22 protein-coding genes are annotated in these 20332 nt (G+C 64.1%); 19 read left to right on the top strand and 3 right to left on the bottom strand.

The genetic code is table 11. The features are described 5' to 3' along the window. Positions 1-28: 28 nt before the first annotated feature. The 8 genes from U1739_RS19350 (at position 29) to U1739_RS19315 (ending at position 3622) form a co-directional block, all read left to right on the top strand. Entirely contained in the window at positions 29-559 is a 531-nt protein-coding gene (locus U1739_RS19350) for a head-tail connector protein (protein ID WP_332710236.1), read from the top strand. Beyond that, on the top strand, positions 556-924 hold the full coding sequence (locus U1739_RS19345) for a head-tail adaptor protein (RefSeq protein WP_332710235.1): 369 nt from the start codon (positions 556-558) through the stop codon (positions 922-924). Before U1739_RS19350 ends, U1739_RS19345 begins: the two co-directional genes overlap by 4 nt. A gap of 38 nt (positions 925-962) precedes the next feature. Next, a complete protein-coding gene (locus U1739_RS19340; RefSeq protein ID WP_332710234.1) occupies positions 963-1454 on the top strand; it encodes an HK97 gp10 family phage protein in 492 nt (163 codons plus the stop codon). Next, the gene (locus tag U1739_RS19335) at positions 1451-1876 is read left to right on the top strand and encodes a hypothetical protein (RefSeq protein WP_332710233.1); all 426 of its coding nucleotides are present in this window, start codon (positions 1451-1453) and stop codon (positions 1874-1876) included. The genes U1739_RS19340 and U1739_RS19335 overlap by 4 nt, the downstream gene beginning before the upstream one ends. 21 nt (positions 1877-1897) lie before the next feature. Then, positions 1898-2143: a hypothetical protein gene (locus tag U1739_RS19330; RefSeq protein WP_332710232.1), complete on the top strand. Its 246-nt coding sequence runs from the start codon at positions 1898-1900 to the stop codon at positions 2141-2143. Positions 2144-2209: 66 nt separating this feature from the next. Beyond that, the gene (locus tag U1739_RS19325) at positions 2210-2659 is read left to right on the top strand and encodes a hypothetical protein (RefSeq protein ID WP_332710231.1); all 450 of its coding nucleotides are present in this window, start codon (positions 2210-2212) and stop codon (positions 2657-2659) included. 103 nt (positions 2660-2762) lie between these two features. Continuing rightward, positions 2763-3191 (top strand): hypothetical protein, encoded by a 429-nt coding sequence (locus tag U1739_RS19320; protein WP_332710230.1) that lies wholly within the window; start codon positions 2763-2765, stop codon positions 3189-3191. A gap of 17 nt (positions 3192-3208) precedes the next feature. Beyond that, positions 3209-3622 carry a phage tail assembly chaperone gene (locus tag U1739_RS19315; protein WP_332710229.1) on the top strand — a complete coding sequence of 138 codons (414 nt, stop codon included), beginning with the start codon at positions 3209-3211 and terminating at the stop codon, positions 3620-3622. Between the two features lie 3 nt (positions 3623-3625). On the opposite strand, the gene U1739_RS19310 is transcribed toward U1739_RS19315, so the two are convergent. Beyond that, positions 3626-4168 (bottom strand): hypothetical protein, encoded by a 543-nt coding sequence (locus tag U1739_RS19310; RefSeq protein WP_332710228.1) that lies wholly within the window; start codon positions 4166-4168, stop codon positions 3626-3628. A 21-nt stretch (positions 4169-4189) separates the two neighbouring features. Between U1739_RS19310 and U1739_RS19305 the strand changes: the two genes are divergently transcribed. Genes U1739_RS19305 through U1739_RS19290 form a run of 4 tightly spaced genes read left to right on the top strand, consistent with a single transcriptional unit; the run spans position 4190 to position 14686 of the window. Then, complete coding sequence (locus U1739_RS19305) at positions 4190-9196, top strand: coiled-coil domain-containing protein (RefSeq protein WP_332710227.1); 5007 nt, start codon at positions 4190-4192, stop codon at positions 9194-9196. Next, positions 9193-11637, top strand: a complete 2445-nt coding sequence (locus U1739_RS19300; RefSeq protein WP_332710226.1) for a hypothetical protein — start codon at positions 9193-9195, stop codon at positions 11635-11637. The genes U1739_RS19305 and U1739_RS19300 overlap by 4 nt, the downstream gene beginning before the upstream one ends. An 8-nt stretch (positions 11638-11645) precedes the next feature. Further along, a complete protein-coding gene (locus U1739_RS19295; protein ID WP_332710225.1) occupies positions 11646-13649 on the top strand; it encodes a hypothetical protein in 2004 nt (667 codons plus the stop codon). Next, entirely contained in the window at positions 13649-14686 is a 1038-nt protein-coding gene (locus tag U1739_RS19290; protein ID WP_332710224.1) for a hypothetical protein, read from the top strand. The genes U1739_RS19295 and U1739_RS19290 overlap by 1 nt, the downstream gene beginning before the upstream one ends. 310 nt (positions 14687-14996) lie before the next feature. Here the strand turns inward: U1739_RS19290 and U1739_RS19285 are convergent, their stop codons facing one another. After that, entirely contained in the window at positions 14997-16034 is a 1038-nt protein-coding gene (locus U1739_RS19285) for an acyltransferase family protein (protein WP_332710223.1), read from the bottom strand. Positions 16035-16145: 111 nt separating this feature from the next. On the opposite strand from U1739_RS19285, the gene U1739_RS19280 reads away from it, so the two are divergent. The 7 genes from U1739_RS19280 (at position 16146) to U1739_RS19250 (ending at position 20069) form a co-directional block, all read left to right on the top strand. Further along, positions 16146-16331, top strand: a complete 186-nt coding sequence (locus U1739_RS19280) for a hypothetical protein (protein ID WP_332710222.1) — start codon at positions 16146-16148, stop codon at positions 16329-16331. An 11-nt stretch (positions 16332-16342) separates the two neighbouring features. Continuing rightward, positions 16343-16660 carry a hypothetical protein gene (locus U1739_RS19275; RefSeq protein ID WP_332710221.1) on the top strand — a complete coding sequence of 106 codons (318 nt, stop codon included), beginning with the start codon at positions 16343-16345 and terminating at the stop codon, positions 16658-16660. Further along, entirely contained in the window at positions 16657-17031 is a 375-nt protein-coding gene (locus U1739_RS19270) for a hypothetical protein (protein WP_332710220.1), read from the top strand. Before U1739_RS19275 ends, U1739_RS19270 begins: the two co-directional genes overlap by 4 nt. Positions 17032-17161: 130 nt before the next feature. Next, positions 17162-17680 carry a TIGR02594 family protein gene (locus U1739_RS19265; protein ID WP_332710219.1) on the top strand — a complete coding sequence of 173 codons (519 nt, stop codon included), beginning with the start codon at positions 17162-17164 and terminating at the stop codon, positions 17678-17680. Next, positions 17677-18108 (top strand): hypothetical protein, encoded by a 432-nt coding sequence (locus U1739_RS19260; protein WP_332710218.1) that lies wholly within the window; start codon positions 17677-17679, stop codon positions 18106-18108. Before U1739_RS19265 ends, U1739_RS19260 begins: the two co-directional genes overlap by 4 nt. A 714-nt stretch (positions 18109-18822) precedes the next feature. Then, on the top strand, positions 18823-19599 hold the full coding sequence (locus U1739_RS19255; RefSeq protein WP_332710217.1) for an antA/AntB antirepressor family protein: 777 nt from the start codon (positions 18823-18825) through the stop codon (positions 19597-19599). A gap of 212 nt (positions 19600-19811) precedes the next feature. After that, positions 19812-20069 carry a DUF6894 family protein gene (locus tag U1739_RS19250; protein ID WP_332710216.1) on the top strand — a complete coding sequence of 86 codons (258 nt, stop codon included), beginning with the start codon at positions 19812-19814 and terminating at the stop codon, positions 20067-20069. 6 nt (positions 20070-20075) lie between these two features. Here U1739_RS19250 and U1739_RS19245 read toward each other — a convergent pair whose 3' ends face one another. Beyond that, positions 20076-20306 carry a hypothetical protein gene (locus tag U1739_RS19245; protein WP_332710215.1) on the bottom strand — a complete coding sequence of 77 codons (231 nt, stop codon included), beginning with the start codon at positions 20304-20306 and terminating at the stop codon, positions 20076-20078. Positions 20307-20332 lie beyond the last annotated feature (26 nt).

Below are 20332 nucleotides of genomic sequence, written 5' to 3'. Positions count from 1 at the left end.
GACACCCTTCCAGCGAGCGAGGTGACCGATGGCCATTCCCTTCTCGCTGGAAGATGCTCGCCGCCAGATCCATCTGGCCGAGGATGACGAATCCCAAGATAGCGACCTGCGCGACTTCATCGTCGACGCAGCAGCCTGGGTGGAGCGGTATACCGGCCACATCCTGGTCGCGCGCGACGTCACCCAGTCGTTTCGCGGCTTCGGTCCGGTTGAGCTGCGCGCGTGGCCCATCGCGCCCACCGCTGCCGTCGGCGTCGCGTACAATGATGCCGCAGGTCAGCCTATCGCGCTGACCGGCGCCCGCCTCGATGTGAGCAGTCGTCCCGCGCGCGTGCTGCCGGCGGGGTGTTTCTGGCCGTTCCACACGACCGACCAGCTTTTCACCGTCACGATCCGCGCCGGCTACGAGCCGGACGACGTCGTGCCGGGCAATATCCGCCGCGCCATGCTGATCCTGATCAGTGCCTATGATTCCGACCGGGAAGGTGGCGCGATCTTTCAGCAGGCCGAGGTATCGGCGCGCAGCCTGTGCCGCGATTACCGATTGCTCCGCGTGTGACCGTCGGGCGCGGCAAGGCCAGCCGCTACAATCGCATGATCCAGATCGAGCGGCCGACCGCCGACAATAGCCTCGAAGGGGCAGGTTCTGGCTCTTGGCTGCCTGTCGGTAAGCCGATCTGGGCCAGCGTGGTCGACGCATTGCCCAGCCGCGGCGAGCGCCTGGCGGACGGCATCAACGTCGCGACCCGCCCGGCTCGCGTTCGCATGCGGTTCCGGACCGATGTCACGCCCAACATGCGCTTCGTGATGGAAAAGCCGTTCCGGCGCATCATGCAGATCGTCGCCGGCCCCGCGGAGCTAGGTGTCCGCGACGAGCTCGAGTTCATGGTCGAGGATTACAGCTCGGCCGGAAACGCGGCCTGATGCCGACCGTAAAGGGCAAGTCGGACGTCAATCGCTTCATGGCCGGCATCCCCAGCCAGATGAAGAAGGTGCTTCGTGGGGCCGGCCGCGCCGGCGCGAAGGTTGTCGAGGACGAGATGAAGGTCCGATCGATATCGCAGGATGTCGACGAGGCGATCGTCACCAAGACGAAAGGCGATGACACCCGCATTGTGGTGAAGATCACGATCAAGCCCGGTTGGGCGCGATCAGTCGCGACCTGGCTGGAATACGGTACGGACCCGCACTTCATCAGCGTCGATGACAGCCAGCGCGACGGCATGACCGTCAAGCGCGTCAACGAGCAGACCAAGACCGGCTCGCTGGTGATCGGGGGCAAGTTCGTCGGCGCCACGGTCTTCCACCCGGGCGCGCGGGCGCATCCGTTCATGCGCGTCTCGCTGGATGTGAAGGAGGCCGAGGCGGTCGCCGCGGCGCGGAGCTACATCAATGCGCGGGTGACCCGGTCGGGCATCGTCCCGACGGCAGAGCCGGAAGGTGATGAGGCATGAGCGGTGTGACCATCATCGGCGAGCTGCTGCGCGCCAACGCCCCGATCGCTGCATTCTTGGCCGATCGCGATCCGCCAGTGCTGGCGGCGGACCAGATCAAGGCGGGGCGCCTGCCCGATGGCGTGGCGCTGCCGGCGTTTCTCATCCGCACGGTCAGCGTGGTCGAGCGCCAGTTCCTGAAGCGGACCGGGATGGTTCACACGGTCGAGCGCGTGTCCGTCGCCGTGCGAGCCGCCAGCTACCGCGATCAGCGCAAGGCTATCCGGCTCAGCCGCCCGGCGTGCGCAGGCAAGGTCGGCGCGATCGCCGGCTTTACCAACGTCTCGATCCTGACCGCCGGCACCGGCCCCGACGTCACCGGCCCCGGCGACAGTTACGAGCAGACGCAGGATTTTCGCGTGTCGTTCGACGCGCCCGCCTGATTTTTCACGAAGGAGACGACCATGACCGCCAAGAAAGACGACAGCGCCACGGCGCAGACGAACGACGCCGCCACGGCGAACGACACCCCGCAGGTCGAGCCGAGCAAGACCTATTACGCGACCCGCGATTTTGGCGATGCCGGCACCGAACGGCAGTTCACCAAGGGCGAGAAGCTGACCGACGTCGAGCACGGCTCGCTGGTCAATTACGCCGCCGCCGGCCTGGCGTCGACCGAGAAGCCGAAGGCTGCCGAGCAGCCCGCATAACCTTCGTCCGCATCCGCGAGCGATCCCCCCGCCGGCTAGCCCGGCACGCCCACCAGGAGAATGATTATGGGTTCCCAGACTGCGGCGGGCTCGACGCTCGCCATCTCGGCCGCAACGCCGGCCACCCTCGACGCCGCCGGCTATGCCGCCCTTACCTTCACCGATGTCGGCCAGGTCGAAAAGCTTGGTTCGATCGGCGCGAGCTTCGCGAAGGTGGAGTTCCAGCCCCTCAAGGGCGCGAAGCAGAAGTATAAGGGCTCGGCCGATTACGGCGCGCTGCAGCCGTCGATCGCATTCGACGCCGCGGACGCCGGCCAAACCCTGATGCAGACCGCCGCGGACGACGAGAGCCAGAAGCTCTATTCGTTCAAGGTCACCTATCAGGACGGCGCCAAGCGCTATTTCCAGGGCCGCAACTTCGGCGCTCCGGAAACGGCGGATGGTGCCGACAGCATGCTGATGCAGACGCCGACGATCGAGATCTGCACCAAGATCGTGAAGGTCGCAGCGGCCTAACCAACCTCTTCCGGCCCGATCGGGTCGGATCACGCGCATCGCCCGCCCCGCTCTTCGCGGGTGTCTGGGCGGGCGGTGCACCACACCCGCGAAAGGTATTCCCATGAAGATCAAAGCTCTCGCCGTCGCCGCCACGGCATTCCTCCACCTCAAGGGGCCGGACGGCACCTATCTCTACGACGAGGCGACCAAGGAGCCCGTCGGCATCGACCTGTTCGGCCCCGGCTCGCGTGAATCGGGCGAAGTTGAAAGTCGCCAGTCCGCGCGCGCCATCAAGCGCATGCAGGACAACGACAACAAGATCAGCTTCCCGCCGATCGAGCTGCAGCGCAGCGAGGCGGCCGAGGATCTCGCGTCGCTGACCGCCGGCTTCCGCCATATCGAACACGATGGCCCCGACGGGGAACCGCTTTCCGGCCGCGCGTTGTTCCATGGCGTTTATTCCGAGCCCACGCTGGGCTGGATCAAGGCGCAGGTCGTCAAGTTCCAGGCTGACTGGGGAAAGTTCACGCCCGGGTCGAATCCGGGCTGACCATCTATGTGCGGCAAATGGCGTGGCTGAATGCCACGCCGAAGCCGCCGCCGGGGTCGAAGCGCGCCGAGACCGCGGATAAAACGCCCTCGATCAGCCGGATCGATAAAATGAAGCGGGACAAGATCGTTCCGCCGATGCCGCCGAACCCGATGCCGCACATGATCACCCGGCTTGTCGAGATCGGCCTGTCGGAATCGAACGGCATGGGCGCGTCGCCGCTAAGCTGGCGCGAGATCAACGAGTGGCAGCAGGCCGCCGGTGTTGATCTGGCGCCCTGGGAAGCGCGACTGATGCGGACCCTTTCGCTTGCCTATCTAGCCGAAAGCCGGAAAGCCGAAAGCGAGACGTGCCCACCGCCTTGGCATGCGCCAGTTACCCAGCGCGAAATCGAAACGGAGCAGGCTCGGCTTCAGATGGTGCTGGGGTAGAGGTTACGGGGCGTCGCGAGTGGCCGCTTCCAACGCGACGCCCCGCTCGCCCAGCTCTTTCAGGCACAGGGCCGCGTTAGGGCGCACCTCGGCTCGAAACGTCATGCCGTGCCGAAAGCTGTTGCGGCTACCGTCGACCAGGGAGCGCCCAAGCTCTGTCTCCAAAAGCTCGGCCTCGTTAGGAAATGTCCGCATCCGCTCGGCAGCATCTGCCGGGACATACTGCGAGCAATACCCAAGCGAAAACTGTGCCTGCGCCCACTCGTAATACCGCCAGGCGAGTTCCTTCGGAGGCATTGGTTCGGCAGGGCTTTTGATCTGCTCTGACCAAAATTCCTCAAACTCTTTGCGGTCCTGATCGACGACGGTTTGCGAAGCTAGCAGCAGCAGCACGGCGAACATCTTGACCTCCAGAATCGCTGTCTCGCCGCCGTCATAGCACGGCAGCGCCATCCGCCATCGCCGACGTTCGGACAATTGATCAAGGGAGGCTCGCAAATGGACGAAGGCTCCCCAGCACTCGAGGTTGGTTTTGTAATCGACCACGGCGGTTCGTTCGAATCGCTCGTGCAACTCCAGAACATGATGGACACGACCGAGGGCCGGATCGTCGCGGACGCTGCGCGCATCGAGCGCGCGACCGGTGGGATGGTCAAAACCACCGCCGCGATCGCCAGCATTCAGTCCTATGCAAACGCTGCCACCCGCGCCGAGCGGGACGTGCAGCGGGAGAAGGCGACGACCGAGAAGTCGATCGAGGGGCTGATCAGGCAGATTGATCGCGAGACTGCTGCCGTCGGTCGCACTCGCGACGAGCAGCGCGCCGCGCGGATCGAAGAACTAGCCGTTACGGCGGCGCGTCAGGGCAACACCGACGCCGCCGATCGACTCCTGGCAAGCACGCGGCAACTGCGCGCGGCGCAGGAGAGCTTGGCGCAGGACCGGTTCGCCGCCGAGGCGCGAGCCGCGGCTGAAGCCGTGCGTGAACGCGAACGGGCGGAAATTGCGGTGATTGAGCAGATGCGGGAGCGTTCGCGCCTCGAGGAAGCTCTTGCGCGCACCAATGGGACCGACCGGCCCCGCGCGACCAGCGCTGGCGCCACCTATAGCGCACTGGCCGCTCGGGCGGCCGAAGACGAGGCCCGCGCGAATAACGCGGCGGCGGCAAGCGCCGATCGTCTCGCGCGCGAGCATGCCGAACTGGTCGCCATGGTTCGCGGCTCCCAGGCGGCAATGGAAGCTGACGCGGCTGCAGCCGAGCGGCTGCGCATGGCCACCGACCCGCTATATGCCGCGACGAGCCGCCTCAATGCCGAGATCGCCGAGAGTACCCGGCTGTATCTGAATGGCGCGACCGCGCCGGCGGAATATGCTCGCCAGCAGGACGTTCTGACTGGGCGCTTGCGCGCCGTGGTGCAGCAGCAGGATACGGTGAACCGCTCCACCGGTTCACTCGCTCCCCCGGCGCGGCTGGCCGGGCATCACATGCAGAACCTGGCGTTCCAGTTTCAGGATCTTACTGTTCAGATGGTCGCCGCGGCTGGCAGTTCCGCCCCGTTCAAAATGGCGATGATGGCCATGATGCAGCAGGGCATGCAGATCCAGGGCATCATGTCTCAGGCAGGTATCGGTATCCGCGGCGTCGGCGCTGCGTTCGGCACCATGTCCAAGGCGATTTTGCTGGCGACCGTCACCAATCCTATCCTGATGGGCATCGCCGCGGCGATCACCGTCGTCGCAGGCGCGATCAAACTCCTTCAGGTCGCCGCCAACGATGGCGATCCGATGAAGAAGTACGTCGCGTCGCTTGGTCTCACGAAGGCGGAAATCCGCAATCTCGACAATGTCACCGTGACCTATGGCGACACCGCGAAGGCAGTGTTCCAAGTCGCCGGCGCCGCCATCTGGAGCGTGATCGGCAAATCCGTGACCGACGTCTGGAAGGTGATGAAGGACTGGGCTGCGTGGATCGGTAGCGGCGCGAAGGACGCCATCAACCTGCTGATCGCGGCGCACGTCGCGGGATACAACGTGATCCGCCTGTCGTGGGCGCAGTTTCCCGCCATCATGGGTGACGCATTCTATAGCGCGGTGAATGCCAGCATCGGCGCGATCAACGCTCTGGTAAAAAAGTCCGTTGAGGGGCTTAACTACTTTGCCGCGCAGGCGAACAAGATCCTTCCTGCCGGCTTGCAGATCCCGACCCTGAGCGCGCCGCAGATCGCGGCCGTAAACAACAAGTATGCAGGGGAAGCTGCCAAGCTGGGCAAGACGTTCAAAGGGGAGTTCGAGAAAGCCGCCAAGGTCGATTACGTGGCCAAGGGTGGATCGGCGATCGCGGATCAGGCGGAGAAGAATGCCCGCGAGCGGCTGAGGAAGCAGGCCGAGGAAAAGGGCTATCTCGACCCCGAAAAGGCCAAGACGGACAAGCACGCCGAGTCACTGGCGCGCGAGGCGGCGGCGATCGAGGCGCAAATCCGTAACCTCTATGCCCTTGCCGACGCCTATGGTGTGTCCGGCGCTGCCGCACTGATCGCAGAGGCGCGTGTCAAAGCCGAGAGCGCCGCGATCAAAAAGCGCGCCGATATCGAAGAGATGGTCGCGCGTCAGGTGCGCCTGTCGATCGCGGAGCGGGTCAAAGCCGCCGCGCAGGGCTCTGCCGCCATGCGCGACCAGGCGGCTATGCAGGAGCGGGTAAACGCCGAAGTTGCAGCCGGCACCGTGCCGGCCGAGCGCGCGGCCGAGCTTATCCGTGATCGTATGGCCGACCTGCCGCTGCTCGCCGCGATCGAGGCCGCCCGCATCGTCAAGGACGTGAAAGGCGGCGAGGCGGCAGAAGCCGCGCTCGATGGGCAGCGCGCCGCGCGTGACCGGCTAACCGACGCCGAGCGCGCCGGGCAACTGCAAGCGGCCCAGCAGCAGGGCACGAACCGCCTTGCAGAGCTCCAGGAAGAGCTTCGGCTGGTTGGGGCCACCAATGTTGAGCGCGCCCGTGCGCTGGCCATCCTGCAGGCAACGCAGCAAGCGGAAGGCAGCAACTGGTCCGGTCCGGACGCCAGCGCATGGATTGCACAGCAGGGAGAGATCGCAGCGACGGCTGAGATCCTCTCGACCGCTCAGCGCAATTACAATGACGCGCTGAGCTTCACGGCCGACAAGTGGGACCTGATCGCGCGCAACGTACAGAACGCTGCCGGCGGGATGGCAGATGCGTTCGGCGTGACCGGGCGCGCGATCGGCGACATGGCGGCGATCTACGCCAATTATCAGGCCGACCGTGCGAAGCTCGATCTCGAGCATAAGCAGCAGGTCAAGGCGGCCGGCAAAGACCAAGCGGCGATCGATCGCGCCAACGTCAAGTTTGCACTGGCATCCGCAAATTCGCAGGTCGGGGCATTCGGCGACATGGCCAGCGCCGCGAAGGGCTTCTTTAACGAGAAGAGCAAGGGCTACCAGGCGATGCTGGCGGCTGAGCAGGTATTCCGCGCGTTCGAGTTTGCCATGTCCGTCCGCTCGATGGCGCAGGATATCATCGAGACCGTCTCGTCGGTCGCGAACAGCGGCGCGCGTGCGACGGCGGCCGGCGCCGAGGGCGTGGCCACGCAGTCGAAGCTTCCGTTCCCGTACAATATAGCGGCGATGGCGGCGACGGCGGCGGCGCTGATCGCGGCCGGCATCGCCGTGATGGGCGGCGGCGGTGGGGGCAAGAACACCTTGCCGCAGTCCAACCAGGGCACCGGCACGGTGCTGGGCGACAGCTCGGCGAAGAGCGACAGCATCAAGAATGCAATCGACGCGCTGGCGGACGTCGACACGCTGACCAACACCTATGCCCGCAACATGGCGGCATCGCTGCGCTCGATCGACAATCAGATCGGCGGCCTCGCCTCGCTCGTCGTTCGCGCCGGCAACATCAACGCCTCGTCTGGCGTGACCGAGGGGTTCAAGATGAACGGGATCGGGTCCGTGCTCAGCAAGATCCCGCTTATCGGCGGCATCCTCGGCGGTCTTTTCGGTTCCAAAACGACGGTGATCGGCAGCGGGCTCTATGGCGGCCCGCAGAGCGTCGGCAGCATCGTCAACGGGGGCTTCGACGCGTCCTATTACTCGGACATCGAGAAGAAGAAGAAGTTCCTCGGCATCACGACAGGCACGAAATACTCGACGCAATATACCAACGCCGACGCCGGGCTGGAAAACCAGTTCACGCTGATCCTGCGCCAGTTCAACGATGCTATCTTGGCCGCCGCCGGCCCGCTCGGCTTGGCGACCGGCGAGGTGCAGACGCGACTGAACAACTTCATCGTCGATATTGGCAAGATTGATCTGCAGGGCCTGTCGGGCACTGAGATCCAGGAGAAGCTAACGGCGATATTCGGCGCCGCAGCCGACGGCATGGCCAGCGCCGCATTCCCCGGCATTGAGCGCTTCCAGAAGGTCGGCGAGGGGCTATTCGAGACGCTGGTACGCGTCGCTTCCACGGTCGAAGCCGTCGGCGCGTCGCTCGACCTGCTCGGCAACAGCGCGCAGGGCATGAGCATCGACGTGAAGATGGGGCTTGCCGACCAGTTCGACAGCGTCGCCGACCTGACCAGCGCCGCCGAGGCCTATTTCCAGGCCTATTATTCGGCCGGCGAGCAGGCGGCGGCCAAGACTGCCCAGATGGCCAAGGTGTTTGATAGCCTCGGCTTTGCCATGCCGACGACGCTCGAAGCGTTCCGCCATCTGGTCGAAGCGCAGGATCTGACGACCGCGTCCGGCCAGGCAGCCTATGCTACGCTGCTGCAACTCGCCCCGGCCTTCGCCGATCTCACGGAATCGATGCTCGGCGCCAAGAGCGCAGCGGATATTCTCAGCGAGCGCGAGGATTTGAACCGCCAGCTGCTCGAGCTTCAGGGCAACACCGCCGCGATCCGCGCGCTCGACCTCGCCCAGCTAGACGAAAGCAACCGCGCGCTGCAAGAGCAGATCTGGGCATTGCAGGACGCGCAGGCCGCGGCGAATGCGGCGAAGGAACTGGCAGCCGCCTGGGGCTCGGTCGGCGATTCGATCACCGCCGAGATCAATCGCATTCGCGGCTTGAGCGGCACCGACACCGGCGACAATTTCGCGTCGTTGATGGGGCAGTTCAACGCGGCGACTGCGGCGGCGCAGGCGGGCGATATGGATGCGGCTAAGAGCCTGCCCGGCCTGTCGCAGGCATTGCTCGCTGCGGCGGCACTGGCGGCCACCAGCCAGCAGGAACTCGACCGCATCAAGGCGCTGACGCTGGCCAGTTTGGAAGCGACCAACGCGGCTGTCGCCGAACTGGCGGGGGCAGGCGTCGCCAGCACGGCGGCGATGCTTGATGCAGCCGCCGCAGCTTCTGCGGCTGCCAACCCCCCGCCGGCCGCGAACGACGATACCACGGCAAGCGAGCTCAAGACTTTGCGGGAAGAACTCGCGGCGATGCGCGCCGAGAACTATGCCGGCCACGCCGCAACCGCCAGCGCCGCCGGCCGCACGGCACGCGTGCTTGAAGACGTCACCTTCGAGAGCGGTGGGCAGGCAATCACGGTGTCGAGCGCCGCATGAGGGTCGAGACCGACGCCGGCGAAGTGATCGAGCTGGGTGACACCGACGCGTCGCCGACGATCGGGATCATCGACTATAGCCGACGCGTCACCGATGATTTCGGCGTCACGACCGTTGTCGAGCGCGGCTTTGCACGGCGCGTGTCGGTCCGGCTTGGCGTGCCGTTCGACGATGGGGATATCCTCCAGCGCCGCCTGGCAGCCTTGCGCGCAACGCCGGCCTTGTGGGTCGCGGATGATCGATATGCCAGCCTGAAGGTCCGGGGGCTCTACAAGGATTTCACGCTCGATCTGGCGGCGCCGCCGCTCAGCTATTGCACGCTGACCGTGGAGGGGTTCCCCGAAACCGCACCTTTCGTCGATCCCGGTGGCGACCCCGCGCCGGAAGGCCAGATATCGACGCTCCGGCTATTGCAGCCGGTGGCGATCCCGGATGCCGCCCTAGTGTCCACCAACGTCGCAGAGGATGACGCGCCGGAATGGGCGCCGGCGACGAGCTACGCGATCGGCGCGCGGGTCATCCGGTCGCCGACGCATCGGATTTACGAAAGTGTCGTCGCGGACAATGTCGGGACCGACCCGGCGGGCCTCACGAGCAAATGGCTTGATGTCGGCCCGAAGAACCGCTGGGCGATGTTCGACCAAGCGCTTGGCAGCTCGACCAATCACCTGGGGTCGATCACGGTCACGCTGAACCCCGGAGCCGTCAACGCGGTCGCTTTACTCGACGTCGTTGGGACAACGGTACGGGTTCAGGCCGATGGCTACGACTACACAGCGACCGTGAGCGGCGGCGCCGTCACGTTCCTTGATCTGCCAGCTGGGTCGGGACAGATCACGGTGGCCATCGCTGGACCGGGCACGGTGTCTGTCGGCACGATCCTCGTCGGCAACCTGCGCGCTCTGGGGCTGACCGAGGCGGCGCCTACGGCCGGGATCACCGATTATAGCCGCAAGGTGATCGACGATTTTGGACAGGTCACGATCGTGCAGCGCGGCTGGTCGAAACGCATGACCGCCCGGGCGCTGATCCGGACGGATGCTCTCGACACCGTCGTTGGTCGAATCGCTGCGGTGCGGGCGCTGCCTTCGCTATGGATCGGCCAAACCGGCATCGACAGCCTGACAGTCTATGGCTTCTTCAAGGATTTCTCGATCGAGGTCGGCCCGGACGTTAGCAAGCTATCACTGGCGATCGAGGGTTTCAGCGCGGCGGCGAAGGTCCAGCCGCTCCGGGTCGATTGGCCGAACGTCGGCGATCCAGACGGCACGAAGCCGGACGATAATGCTACCAATTCGGGCGATCCGTCTTCCCCGCTCGGCCCGGACGGCACGGTTGGCGGAAATCTAGCCGAGCAGAAGGCCAAGGCGCTCGCTCTGCTGCGCTCGCTGGCGGATCGGGAGATTGCACGGATCCGCGATCGGGCGATGAACTTTCCCGGCGCGGACGGGGCGAGCGTGGCGACGCTGCTGGCGCGCGAGGTGACCGGTCGGATCACGGCCGACAGCGCGTTCGCGGAGATATTCGAGCTGCTCGGCGCGGTGACGCCGGATGGGCAGGCGTTCGTGATCGGCGACAAAGCCGTGTTCGCCACACCGAATGGCGCGGGCGGCACGGACTATGAGGGTGTGGCGGTTGCCTTCGCCGAGCAGCGCGGCTCGATCGAGGAAGTGCGCGAGGTTCTAGCGACCGACGTGGCCACGTTCGCCCGCGCTATCCTGCAGCTCGACGTCAACGGCCGCGTGGTCGGCATGACGACGACGAACACCGGCGATACCAGCTCGATGGTGTTCGTGATCGACCAGTTCACGCTGGAGACGCCGGACGGGGTGAAGCTGCTCTACGCAGATGCGACGGACGGCGGCCGGGTGAAGATGCCTAACGTCGTCGTCGATACGCTCAAGATCGACACGGTGACCGGGCGGGAGATGGCGCAGGGCGCGGTGATGAAGACGGCCTGGGGAAGCCTCTCCACCAACGTCGCTGTTGCGCAGGGCGCTACGGTCGAAGTGTTCCACGCCACGTTCGTCAAGGAAGACAACGATAGCGTCTTAAAGGTGCAGACGTTTCTCAACCTGCAGAGTGGCGACGATTTGCAGTGCGACGTCTCGATCCAGTGCGACGGGATGGTGATGTCTCAAGCGCAGCGGATCAACCTGATCCTCGATAACACCAACTCGCAGGCGCAGGCGCCGCTGACCCCGTTCGTCCACATCAGCGGTATCTTGGCGGGTACGCGGACGATCACGGTCAAGGTCTACAATCGTGAGGTCGACAACATCCCTGTCTCGGTCGTGGCCGGCTCGGCGATCGAGATCACCGAAATGCGCAAGGCCGGGATCGGATCGATCACCGGCAGCGGCGGGCCGTTGCCGCCTCAGGGATCGGGCGGGTCCGGCACGGCCGGCGGCGGCGGGTACAACGGCGCGGCTCACAACTAGGAGCATTTATGACTGAACTCGCCGAAGCGACTGATGCAATCACTGCACTGGTCGCCGCTTATGGGCTAACGCGTGACGAGATCGCTGATCTCCTGGGCGGCACTGTCGATGGCGGTCCTACCGGAAACGGCGACTATCCGATCACGTTGCCAAACGGGGCGGTGATGCTAGCGCCTTGCCCTCGCAAGATTGCGCTGCTGAGCGGTGATGTGACGGAAGCAACGGCCGCCCTTGCCCCGATTGTGGCGGCTGCAGGGGCGGCCCGTGACGCTGCGGCCGGCAGCGCAGCGCTGGCGCAGCTGGAGAAAGCAGCCGCAGAAGCCGCGCGCGACGCGGTCCTGCCGATCATCGACAACCTGGCCGACCCCAATAGCTCGCTGGAGGCAGTTGGCGATAGCCTCGACGAGATCGGGGCGGTTGTGGACGCACTGCCAGCGCTGGCCGCAATTCCGGGGCAGGTTACGGCGGCGCAGACGGCCCAAGTCGGTGCAGAAGCCGCGCGAGACATTGCGGTAGGCGCGACGCAGTACAATTATCGGCCCATTATCGCGACGCCCGGCAGCTACGATGTGGATGCCAATTATTATGTGGGCCAGTATCAGGACTCGGAAGGCCTACACGGCCTGGGGCTGGGCGACTTTAACAGCATTCGGGTTAAAGATTATCCGAAGTCAAACCTCGCCACGCCGCTGATCACGCACTGGCCGTTCGCTATCGTGGACAGCAACTTTAATGCAATTGCTGGCAATCGCGCGGGCACATGGGTCGGCCTCGGATTTGAGGGGTTGGGCGGCGTTCCGATCTCCGGCGGCACAAGCCTGCATGCTATTGCCATCGCCGATTTTAATATGTTCCTTCATCAAAGTCAGTCAAACGGCACCGGACAGCCGGATGTGACTGCGCCCGGCCTGACGACCATCGCGCTCGATTGCCTGTCAGTCAACGACAACACAGGCTACACGGGGAACGCTGATTCGGCGCACCCGGCGCCGACCTCGCTGGTTCCTATGTCATCGAACGAGTTCGGCTACGAATGGCCGGGGCTCATGGCGACCAAGTTCTGCCGTCAGCTGATGCTCGACGAAGCCAACCTGACGGTGGCCCAAGATGCTCATGTGCTGATCGGCACGCGACCAGGCGCGACGGGCATTTCGCTCGAAACGATCATGGCCACTGCAGGCGCGCCGTACATCCGGACGAGGGACGCCATCCGGCTTGGGTATGCCACTGCAACTCTCGCGGGCAAGCGGTTCCAGGTGCCGGGCGTTACGCTCATTCAAGGCGAGAACAACCAGTCGTCGGGCAGCACTTTCGACCAGTATCTGGCGTTGCTGCTGGCCTACTACGACCAAGTCAACGGCCTCGCCAAAACTGACGGCCATCAGACCCGCAACATTAAGTTGTTCACCTGGCAGCTCGACTGGAACGCCACCGGCAAGGGCGTGGGCTATGCGCAAACCTACGCCGCGCATATCCACCCCGATATCGTCTGCGTGATGCCAAAATACGCTGGCGTCTATCAGGGCAACGACTTCAGTCTGCACTGGAACAACGTCGGCGCGGTCTTGGGCGGCGCGTATTTCGGGCGCGCGATGAAGCGGCATTGCTTCGACGGCATCGACTACAAGCCGATGGAGGTGACGGGCTTCGCGCGCGGGGCAGACGGTCAGTCGGCGCGGCTGACCTGCACCCGCTATGCGATCATCGACACGTCTGGTCGGATGGGCACGCAGACGCATTGCGGCTTCTATGCCTCGGACGGCAGCGGGGCGCTGACCGTCATCAGCGTCACGACGACCAACAATGGCCGCATTGTTGTCAACTTCAACCGCGCGATCTCGGGGGCGCTCACGCTCAGCTACGGCGCCGACATGATCGGCCGCGTCGATGGCTATTCGTCAGGCAAGGGCGGCCGCATCCGCGACAACGAGGGGCAGGACATGCGGATCACAATCGCTGGCACCGAATACCGGCTCGATAACTGGTTACTCAATTTCGAGGAGACTTTCTGATGACCGTCCAGCAGGGCAACGTCCGCATCACGCCCGGTGCAAATTACGCACCGTACGGTTACAACGTCGCGTTCTATAAGTACGAGCGCCTGGTTAAGGCGGTACTCGCGCCTGGCACTGATATCCCGGCGCTGAGCATCCCGAAAAAGGCGCGCATGTCCGGCGTAGTTCTTGGCGGAACGCCCGTCGATGGCTCGCTTTCGCGGCGGTATGTCGCCGGCGGCAACTATCAGGCGACTGGCCTCATCCCGCAGGCAGGCGCCGGCACGATCATGGCGATCATGGCGACGACTGCTGCAAACACCGCAGCGACCACTGCCACGTGGCTCGGTAATTCATCGGGCGCCACGCCGATGGCGGGGCTCAACGCTGCCGGCGAAATCCAACTCACGATGTCGCGCGCCGTCTCGCCAGGCCTCACCACCTCGATCAGCGCCAGCATGCTTGTCGGCGGCTCTGTGCGCACGATCGCCGCAACGCTGACGGGCAATCAGGATCTGCCTATCGCGGTGGCGGTGGCGACGGATACCAGCGTCTCCGTATTTACCGGCACGCTCGCGACCGATGGCACGCTGAACGTCACCACGGCACCCGTGACGGTGACTGGTGCAGCCTCGGCGATCGTTGCTGGGCAGCAGGTCAGCGGATCGCTCAGCACCGCATACGTTCCCGACAATCGTACGATCATGCCCTTCAACACTAACGGCACGACGGGCACCGGCGGCACCGGCACATACATGCTGAGCGGGACCGCCCCGTTGGCGATTGGTTCGACGACCTTCAACGCTGGCGCTGGTCCGGGGCGGCGTCTGACGCTCTTCGGTGCTGGCGGCAAAACCGCGACCCAGATCGGCGCGATCAGCACCGCGCCCACGGCTCGTGAGCTTTATGTCGGGGTGCAGCCGGGCGTCACCGGGATCAACGAAGTCGTCACCTACAGCACCGCGGCTTGGGACTACGCCATGACGGCGGCGGAAGTGCAGGCCGCTTACCAGTGGCAGCAGCAGTTCTATGCTGCTGACGGCCTGACGATCTGATGGGTTACGCAGTCATTTAGTCGCCCACCAAGAGGCGCAATTGTCGCACATATGCTCGTGCGTGCAACCTGGGCCGCCGCACGTCTGAAAGCCTCGTGCTGGGTCGAAAAGCCACCCGATCAGCGATCGTAATTTCTGAGGCATCATGCCGGTCCCAACTGTTACTTGGCCACCGGCTATCGCACGTCATTGAATTGGCTTATTAATCTACATTAATTTCGCTCAATCTCTGACACTATGGAGGGGAGGCTGATGGGCCTAGCCGCAGCAGCGGCAAACGTGGCGGTCAAGACTGCCTCGGGCGGATCGGTCAACGCGGGGAAAGTTCGAACAGCCGCGAAGCTGGAACAGCGTTAGCTTTGGCAGCACGCCGCTTCTTCAAATGATCTTGGAGCTTGTCGTCGAACGTTCCTAGTATCCACGAGCCGAGCAGGAAGGCCGCGCCGAGTACGAGGCCGCTCCACACTGCGTACTCGCTAAGGTTGATGCCGACATGTTCCGCAGCGTTATCGATCAACGAAGTCAGCGGCTTGTGCACCGCGTACAGGGCGTAGGATGCAAGCCCAAGCCCGCTGGCGAGCCAAACGCCAGACCGGATCTGGTTCTTTGCCGCCAGCAAAAGAAGGATCGGAAAGGCGATCATCACGAGCGCCAAGTCGTACAACGGTCCAAAGCTGCGGAGCATTAACGGATACGGAAGCAGGACGAGTATCCAGGCGGGGAACGGTATGTGGCGCAGCCGCGGGAGAAGTCGGTACAGCAGCACCCCCAGCGAGAAGGAGAAGGTGACCCGCGCCAACCCGGTGTCGAGCGTGGCAAGGGCGAAGCCGCCTTCGAGATTACCGTCCCTCAATGCCACGAGGACCAGGACCACCGCAGAGAGGCCGATCACGATCAATAGATTGCGGACCGTCGCCGAGCGCCACACCAGCACGAACACCAGATTAGCCAGCAATTCGAGCCCGAGTGACCAGGCAACTTTGTTCAGCGGGTAGAGATGCGTGGCGCCGGATGGCAAGAACAGCGTGGCGCCGGCCGCTTGGGGTGCAAGCCACCAGGAAGGGGTCGCGATTACTGCGACGAACAAGCCGATCAGCGTACCCAACATGTAGAGCGGCCAAAACCGCACGGCGCGCTGCCAGATGAAGGCGCGGGCAGTGAGCCCGGCGGCGAAACGCGGCTCGTAGACGTCAGCGATGATGAAGCCGGAAAGCGCGAAAAACAGGTCGACGGCCAGATAACCGCCGCTCGCCTTGAGCGGCCCGAACCAACCAGACCCGTGGAGCATGACGACACAGAACGCCGCGACGCCGCGAATTGCGTCGAGCGTGTGGTATCTCTGTTTCAATTCTAAGCCCCCCCGGGTTTTTCGAGCACGCGCCGTCGCTTGATAGAGCAAGATTTTAATCAGGCAACTGGCTGCTTCTCCTCTCGATATGCGACCAGGAAGGATCAGCCCATGACAGTGCCAGCGGCGCCGCGGGCCAGATGGCTCGATTTCATTCCCGCGATCTCACTCGCCGTGGTGCTGGCTGGAATCGTCTGGGCAGGCGGCGGCTACATCGGCCAGCTCAAAGAGAACCTGTGCTGTATCGACCATCTGGGGGTGGTCGTGCTGGCACCGCCAGCCAAGAACTGCAGTTAGGATTACATCACATGGGTGACGCGCTCCTCTACCTCTTCGGCGCGGCCGGTGCGCTGATCTACGGATTTCCGGTGTACCTCGCCGCAATCCAGACCGATCCGCCTACGCGTTTCGCGTCAGCCGTGCTGACCTTCTCGGTGTTCACCGGCGCCATCATCGCGCCGATGATCGTGCCGATGCTCGGCCATCGTTGGCCCTTCCTGGTCAACCCGGAACCCTACCCGTTGGCCGTCGCCATGGGGCTGGCGGCGAACCCGCTGGTCCCGATCTTTGTCCGCAAGATGACCGGGTGGGCGGACGCCTTTCAACTCGGAGGCAAAAAGCCATGAATCCGCTGACCAACTCGTTCTGGGCAGGAAGCCTTTACCTGCTCGCCGGCCTTTGCGGGCTGGTGAGGCACTTCCTACTCGAGCCGAATGTGCCGAACTATCCGCAGGCGCCGCGCTGGCTGCTGAACGTGTATTTCATGTTCGCCGCGGTGCTAATCTTCGCTGGCCTGCGCTTTCTGACGGTATGGCTGAGCGGCGAGGCTGCGACGATCCCGCCCGGCGCGACCGGGATGGGCGTGCTGCTGGCGCTGGCGACGTTCACGTACAAGGGTTCGATGCTCTTCAACGTCGCGCGTCAGCGATACCCGGTCGAGACATGGGCGCGGCTCAATCGGATCTCGGAACTGGCACGCTGCTCGCGGCGAAAATAGTTCGAAAGCGGCCCGCCTGACGGGGGGAGTGTCAGGCGGGCCGTGGCACGCGGCAAACGCTAGGGTCGGGAAAGCGTCTGCCAGTGCTCGTACGCACGGGCTCTTCCCTTTGTTCACACGGAGAAATAATATGACGGCGTCACCAGAGCCGGCGTGGCTTCGACATGCCCGGACGCTTCTCGGCACCCGCGAGGCGGCGGGGGCGGCGAGCAATGTGACGATCCTTGGTTGGGCGAAGCTGCTCGGCATCAAGGTGCTGGGCATCGCCTACAATGCCGACAGCGTACCGTGGTGTGGCCTGTTCGTTGCCAACTCCCTGCGCGCGGCTGGGATCAACCTCGGCGCGATGAAGGTGGGCGTCCGCGCCAAGGCGTGGGCCGACTGGGGCAGTAAACTGCGGGCATCGACACTGGCACCCGGCGCCATCATGGTTTTCGATCGCGAGGGCGGCGGGCACGTTGCCTTCTATGTCGGCGAGGACCGCACGCACTATCATGTGCTGGGCGGCAACCAGGGCGATCGCGTCAGCATCATGCGGCTGGAAAAATCGCGGTGCATCGCCCGGCGCTGGCCTAAGGGCGTGCCGGTGATTGGCAAGCCGGTGCAACTCAACGCCGCTGGCGCCCCGGTGTCGAAGAACGAAGCGTGACTTGGGCGGCAGGCCTGGCGCTACTGAAGCGCTACTGGTGGGTCGGGCTAGTCGTGGTGTTGCTGTTCATGCGGGAACAGTTGGCGGACGCCCGGGCTGATCTGCGCATCGAGCGCGCCGCGCGCGCGACCGACAAAGCAATCGGCGAGCGAGACGTTGCCAAAGCCGAGGCCGGGTTCAAGGGCCAGCTGGCGATAGCGGCCGATAACTATGCAGGCCGGCTTGCCGATCGCGAGCCGATCATCCTTCGCTCAACCGATACCGTGAGGACCTATGCTGAAACACCTGCTGGCCGCGTGCTGTGCCTTGCTCCTGACCGCGTGTCTGGGATCGACGCCTTCGATCGTGAGCTCTTTGCCGCAAATCCCGCCCCCGCCGGCGGCAGCGCTGGAACCGTGCCTGCCGACGCCGGCGCGCCGCCAGGCTGACGGATCGGCCAACAGCGCCGATAGCGAGGGCACGATCCGCGATGGGCGGGCGGATCTGAAAGCCTGTGACGATAAGCGTCAGCTGGCGATCGAGGCATGGCCGATCGCATAGCTTCATGCGGCTTGGGCGTGTTTTGAGCCACTTGCCATACCCTAAGAATTCTGTACTCTTCCCATGTTGAGTTCGGGACCGCACCCTGGGGCAGCATTGCTGTCGGGGGGTGTATTAATCATCACTGCTGATCTTCGCCCCACAGGGCGGCTCCGCCATCGAGCGTTGGGCCGTGATCATGATCGATTCCGCAGCATCAACAAATCCCAAATTGCTGGCACGCCATTTGACGGCGGTAACCGGCTCATTCGGACATGTTGTACTCGGTTCACCGCAAGCGGATGTAGTGCGACTCAACTCGGCACTATACCCTTGCAGGAGCGACTTATTGTACCCGGTTCGCGCGGCTTGACAGCTGAGGTGCCGGCGGCATGAGTCGATCAGCTTTCCGCCGCGCTCACTGGGCGATGGTAATCGGTGCGGGGATCTCCAGCGCCGTGGACGGCCGGAAGGGAATAGCTTGTCTAGGGCACCCTTCCGGCCGCTCGTCCCCAGCGTAGGGCGGCGGCTGGTTCGAACTGCCGCCCACAATACCGTGGAAAGGCATCTTACTCATGCCCGAGCTATCCCATACCCCCAACAGCGGGGCACTTCAAATACAGATGGTGACCGATCTCGTGCTGGAGAAGCGCAAGATCGGCGCAACGCCGGTTGAGACGATAGACGCGCGTCGGCTCCACACCTTCCTTGGTGTCGGAACGGATTTCAAAGATTGGATCGCTCGGCGCATCGCCGATTATGCGTTTCAGGACGGCGCGGACTTTTGCTCATATTTGAGCGAAAGCACAGGAGGCCGCCGCGCGAAGGAATACGCACTCACCCTGGACATGGCCAAAGAACTGTCGATGGTTGAGCGCAACGCGAAGGGGAAGGAAGCGCGCCGCTATTTCATCGAGTGCGAGCGGCGCGCTAAGATGCCGGGCATTTCAACCGGACCGAGGATCGACGTTGCGCGCGAGAGCAGATTGCAGATGGCGCATTATCTCCGGCTTGCTCGGCTGATGGGCCTGAACGGCAACCAGGCAACACTGTCGGCGAACCGGGCGACAGCGATGCTTACAGGCGTCGACATGCTTGGCCTTATGGGGCAGACGCACCTCACCGCGCCCCAGAACGAGGCGCTGCTATCGCCAACTGACATCGCGCGGCGATTTGGCTTGGGCACGCCGCAGGCTGTTAACCTCAAGCTCTGCCTACTTGGGCTTCAGGCGTCGTTCCGAGATGGCAAGGGCCACGTCTATTACGAGCCTACCGAGGCCGGCAAAGCTGCCGGCGGCGTCATGCAGGATACGGGAAAGAAGCACGGTAGCGGGACGCCTGTGCGTCAATTGCGTTGGGCGAGTTCGGTGATCAGTCATCTCGAAGAAGCCGACGGATAACTCGAAGGGCGGCCTTCGGGCCGCCCGTACGATCTCCACTGCCTTCGCGATCGTCGCCAGTTCGGACACGGCGCCATTCACCCTGCAAGCCTGACTGATCGAAATCTAGTACGACCTCGCGGATGAAGGCTAAGCAGCTCCATCGTTACCATCGTGTTGGGCTTTGACGACTGAGAGTGTGCTTGCTCCCGCCCGCCGACGGAAGTCTCTCTATGCCCCGCTATTTTTTCCACGTTCAAACTGACTCGCGCGACACAGACGACATCGGTGTTGAGCTAGACGGTCCGCAAGAAGCGCGTGCGCAGGCGATCAAAACCTGCGGTCAATTGCTGAATGACGACCCGAAGAACTTTTGGGGTAGCAAGCCCTGGAGCGTGGTCGTCACAGATGCCGCCGGGCTTATCCTCTGGGATCTGTCGACGCACGGCTTTGCATCCCCCGCAGGGGACGCCCTGGACCGAAAGGGTTAGCGCGGACTATCCTGATACATAGGGGTGGGCCGTCCGGACTACCTCGGCCGCCTTGGCGATCGTCGCCATCTCGCTTGGAGTGCCGGCGGGATGGATCGCCCAGTTCGACTTGATGTTGAACGCGAACGATAGCTTCTCCACCTCGCCAACGGCCTCGCGCCACCGATCGTCGTCGCCACCTGCGGCGCCGACAAGGAACTGTACCAGCGTGTCGCGCAGATCAGCAAACGTGGGCACGCTCAACGCGGAGCGACCTTGATCTG

The sequence above is a fragment of the Parasphingomonas puruogangriensis genome (assembly GCF_036663635.1).
Classification (GTDB): Bacteria; Pseudomonadota; Alphaproteobacteria; order Sphingomonadales; family Sphingomonadaceae; genus Sphingomonas.
This window is presented reverse-complemented; position numbering and strand designations above follow the sequence as displayed.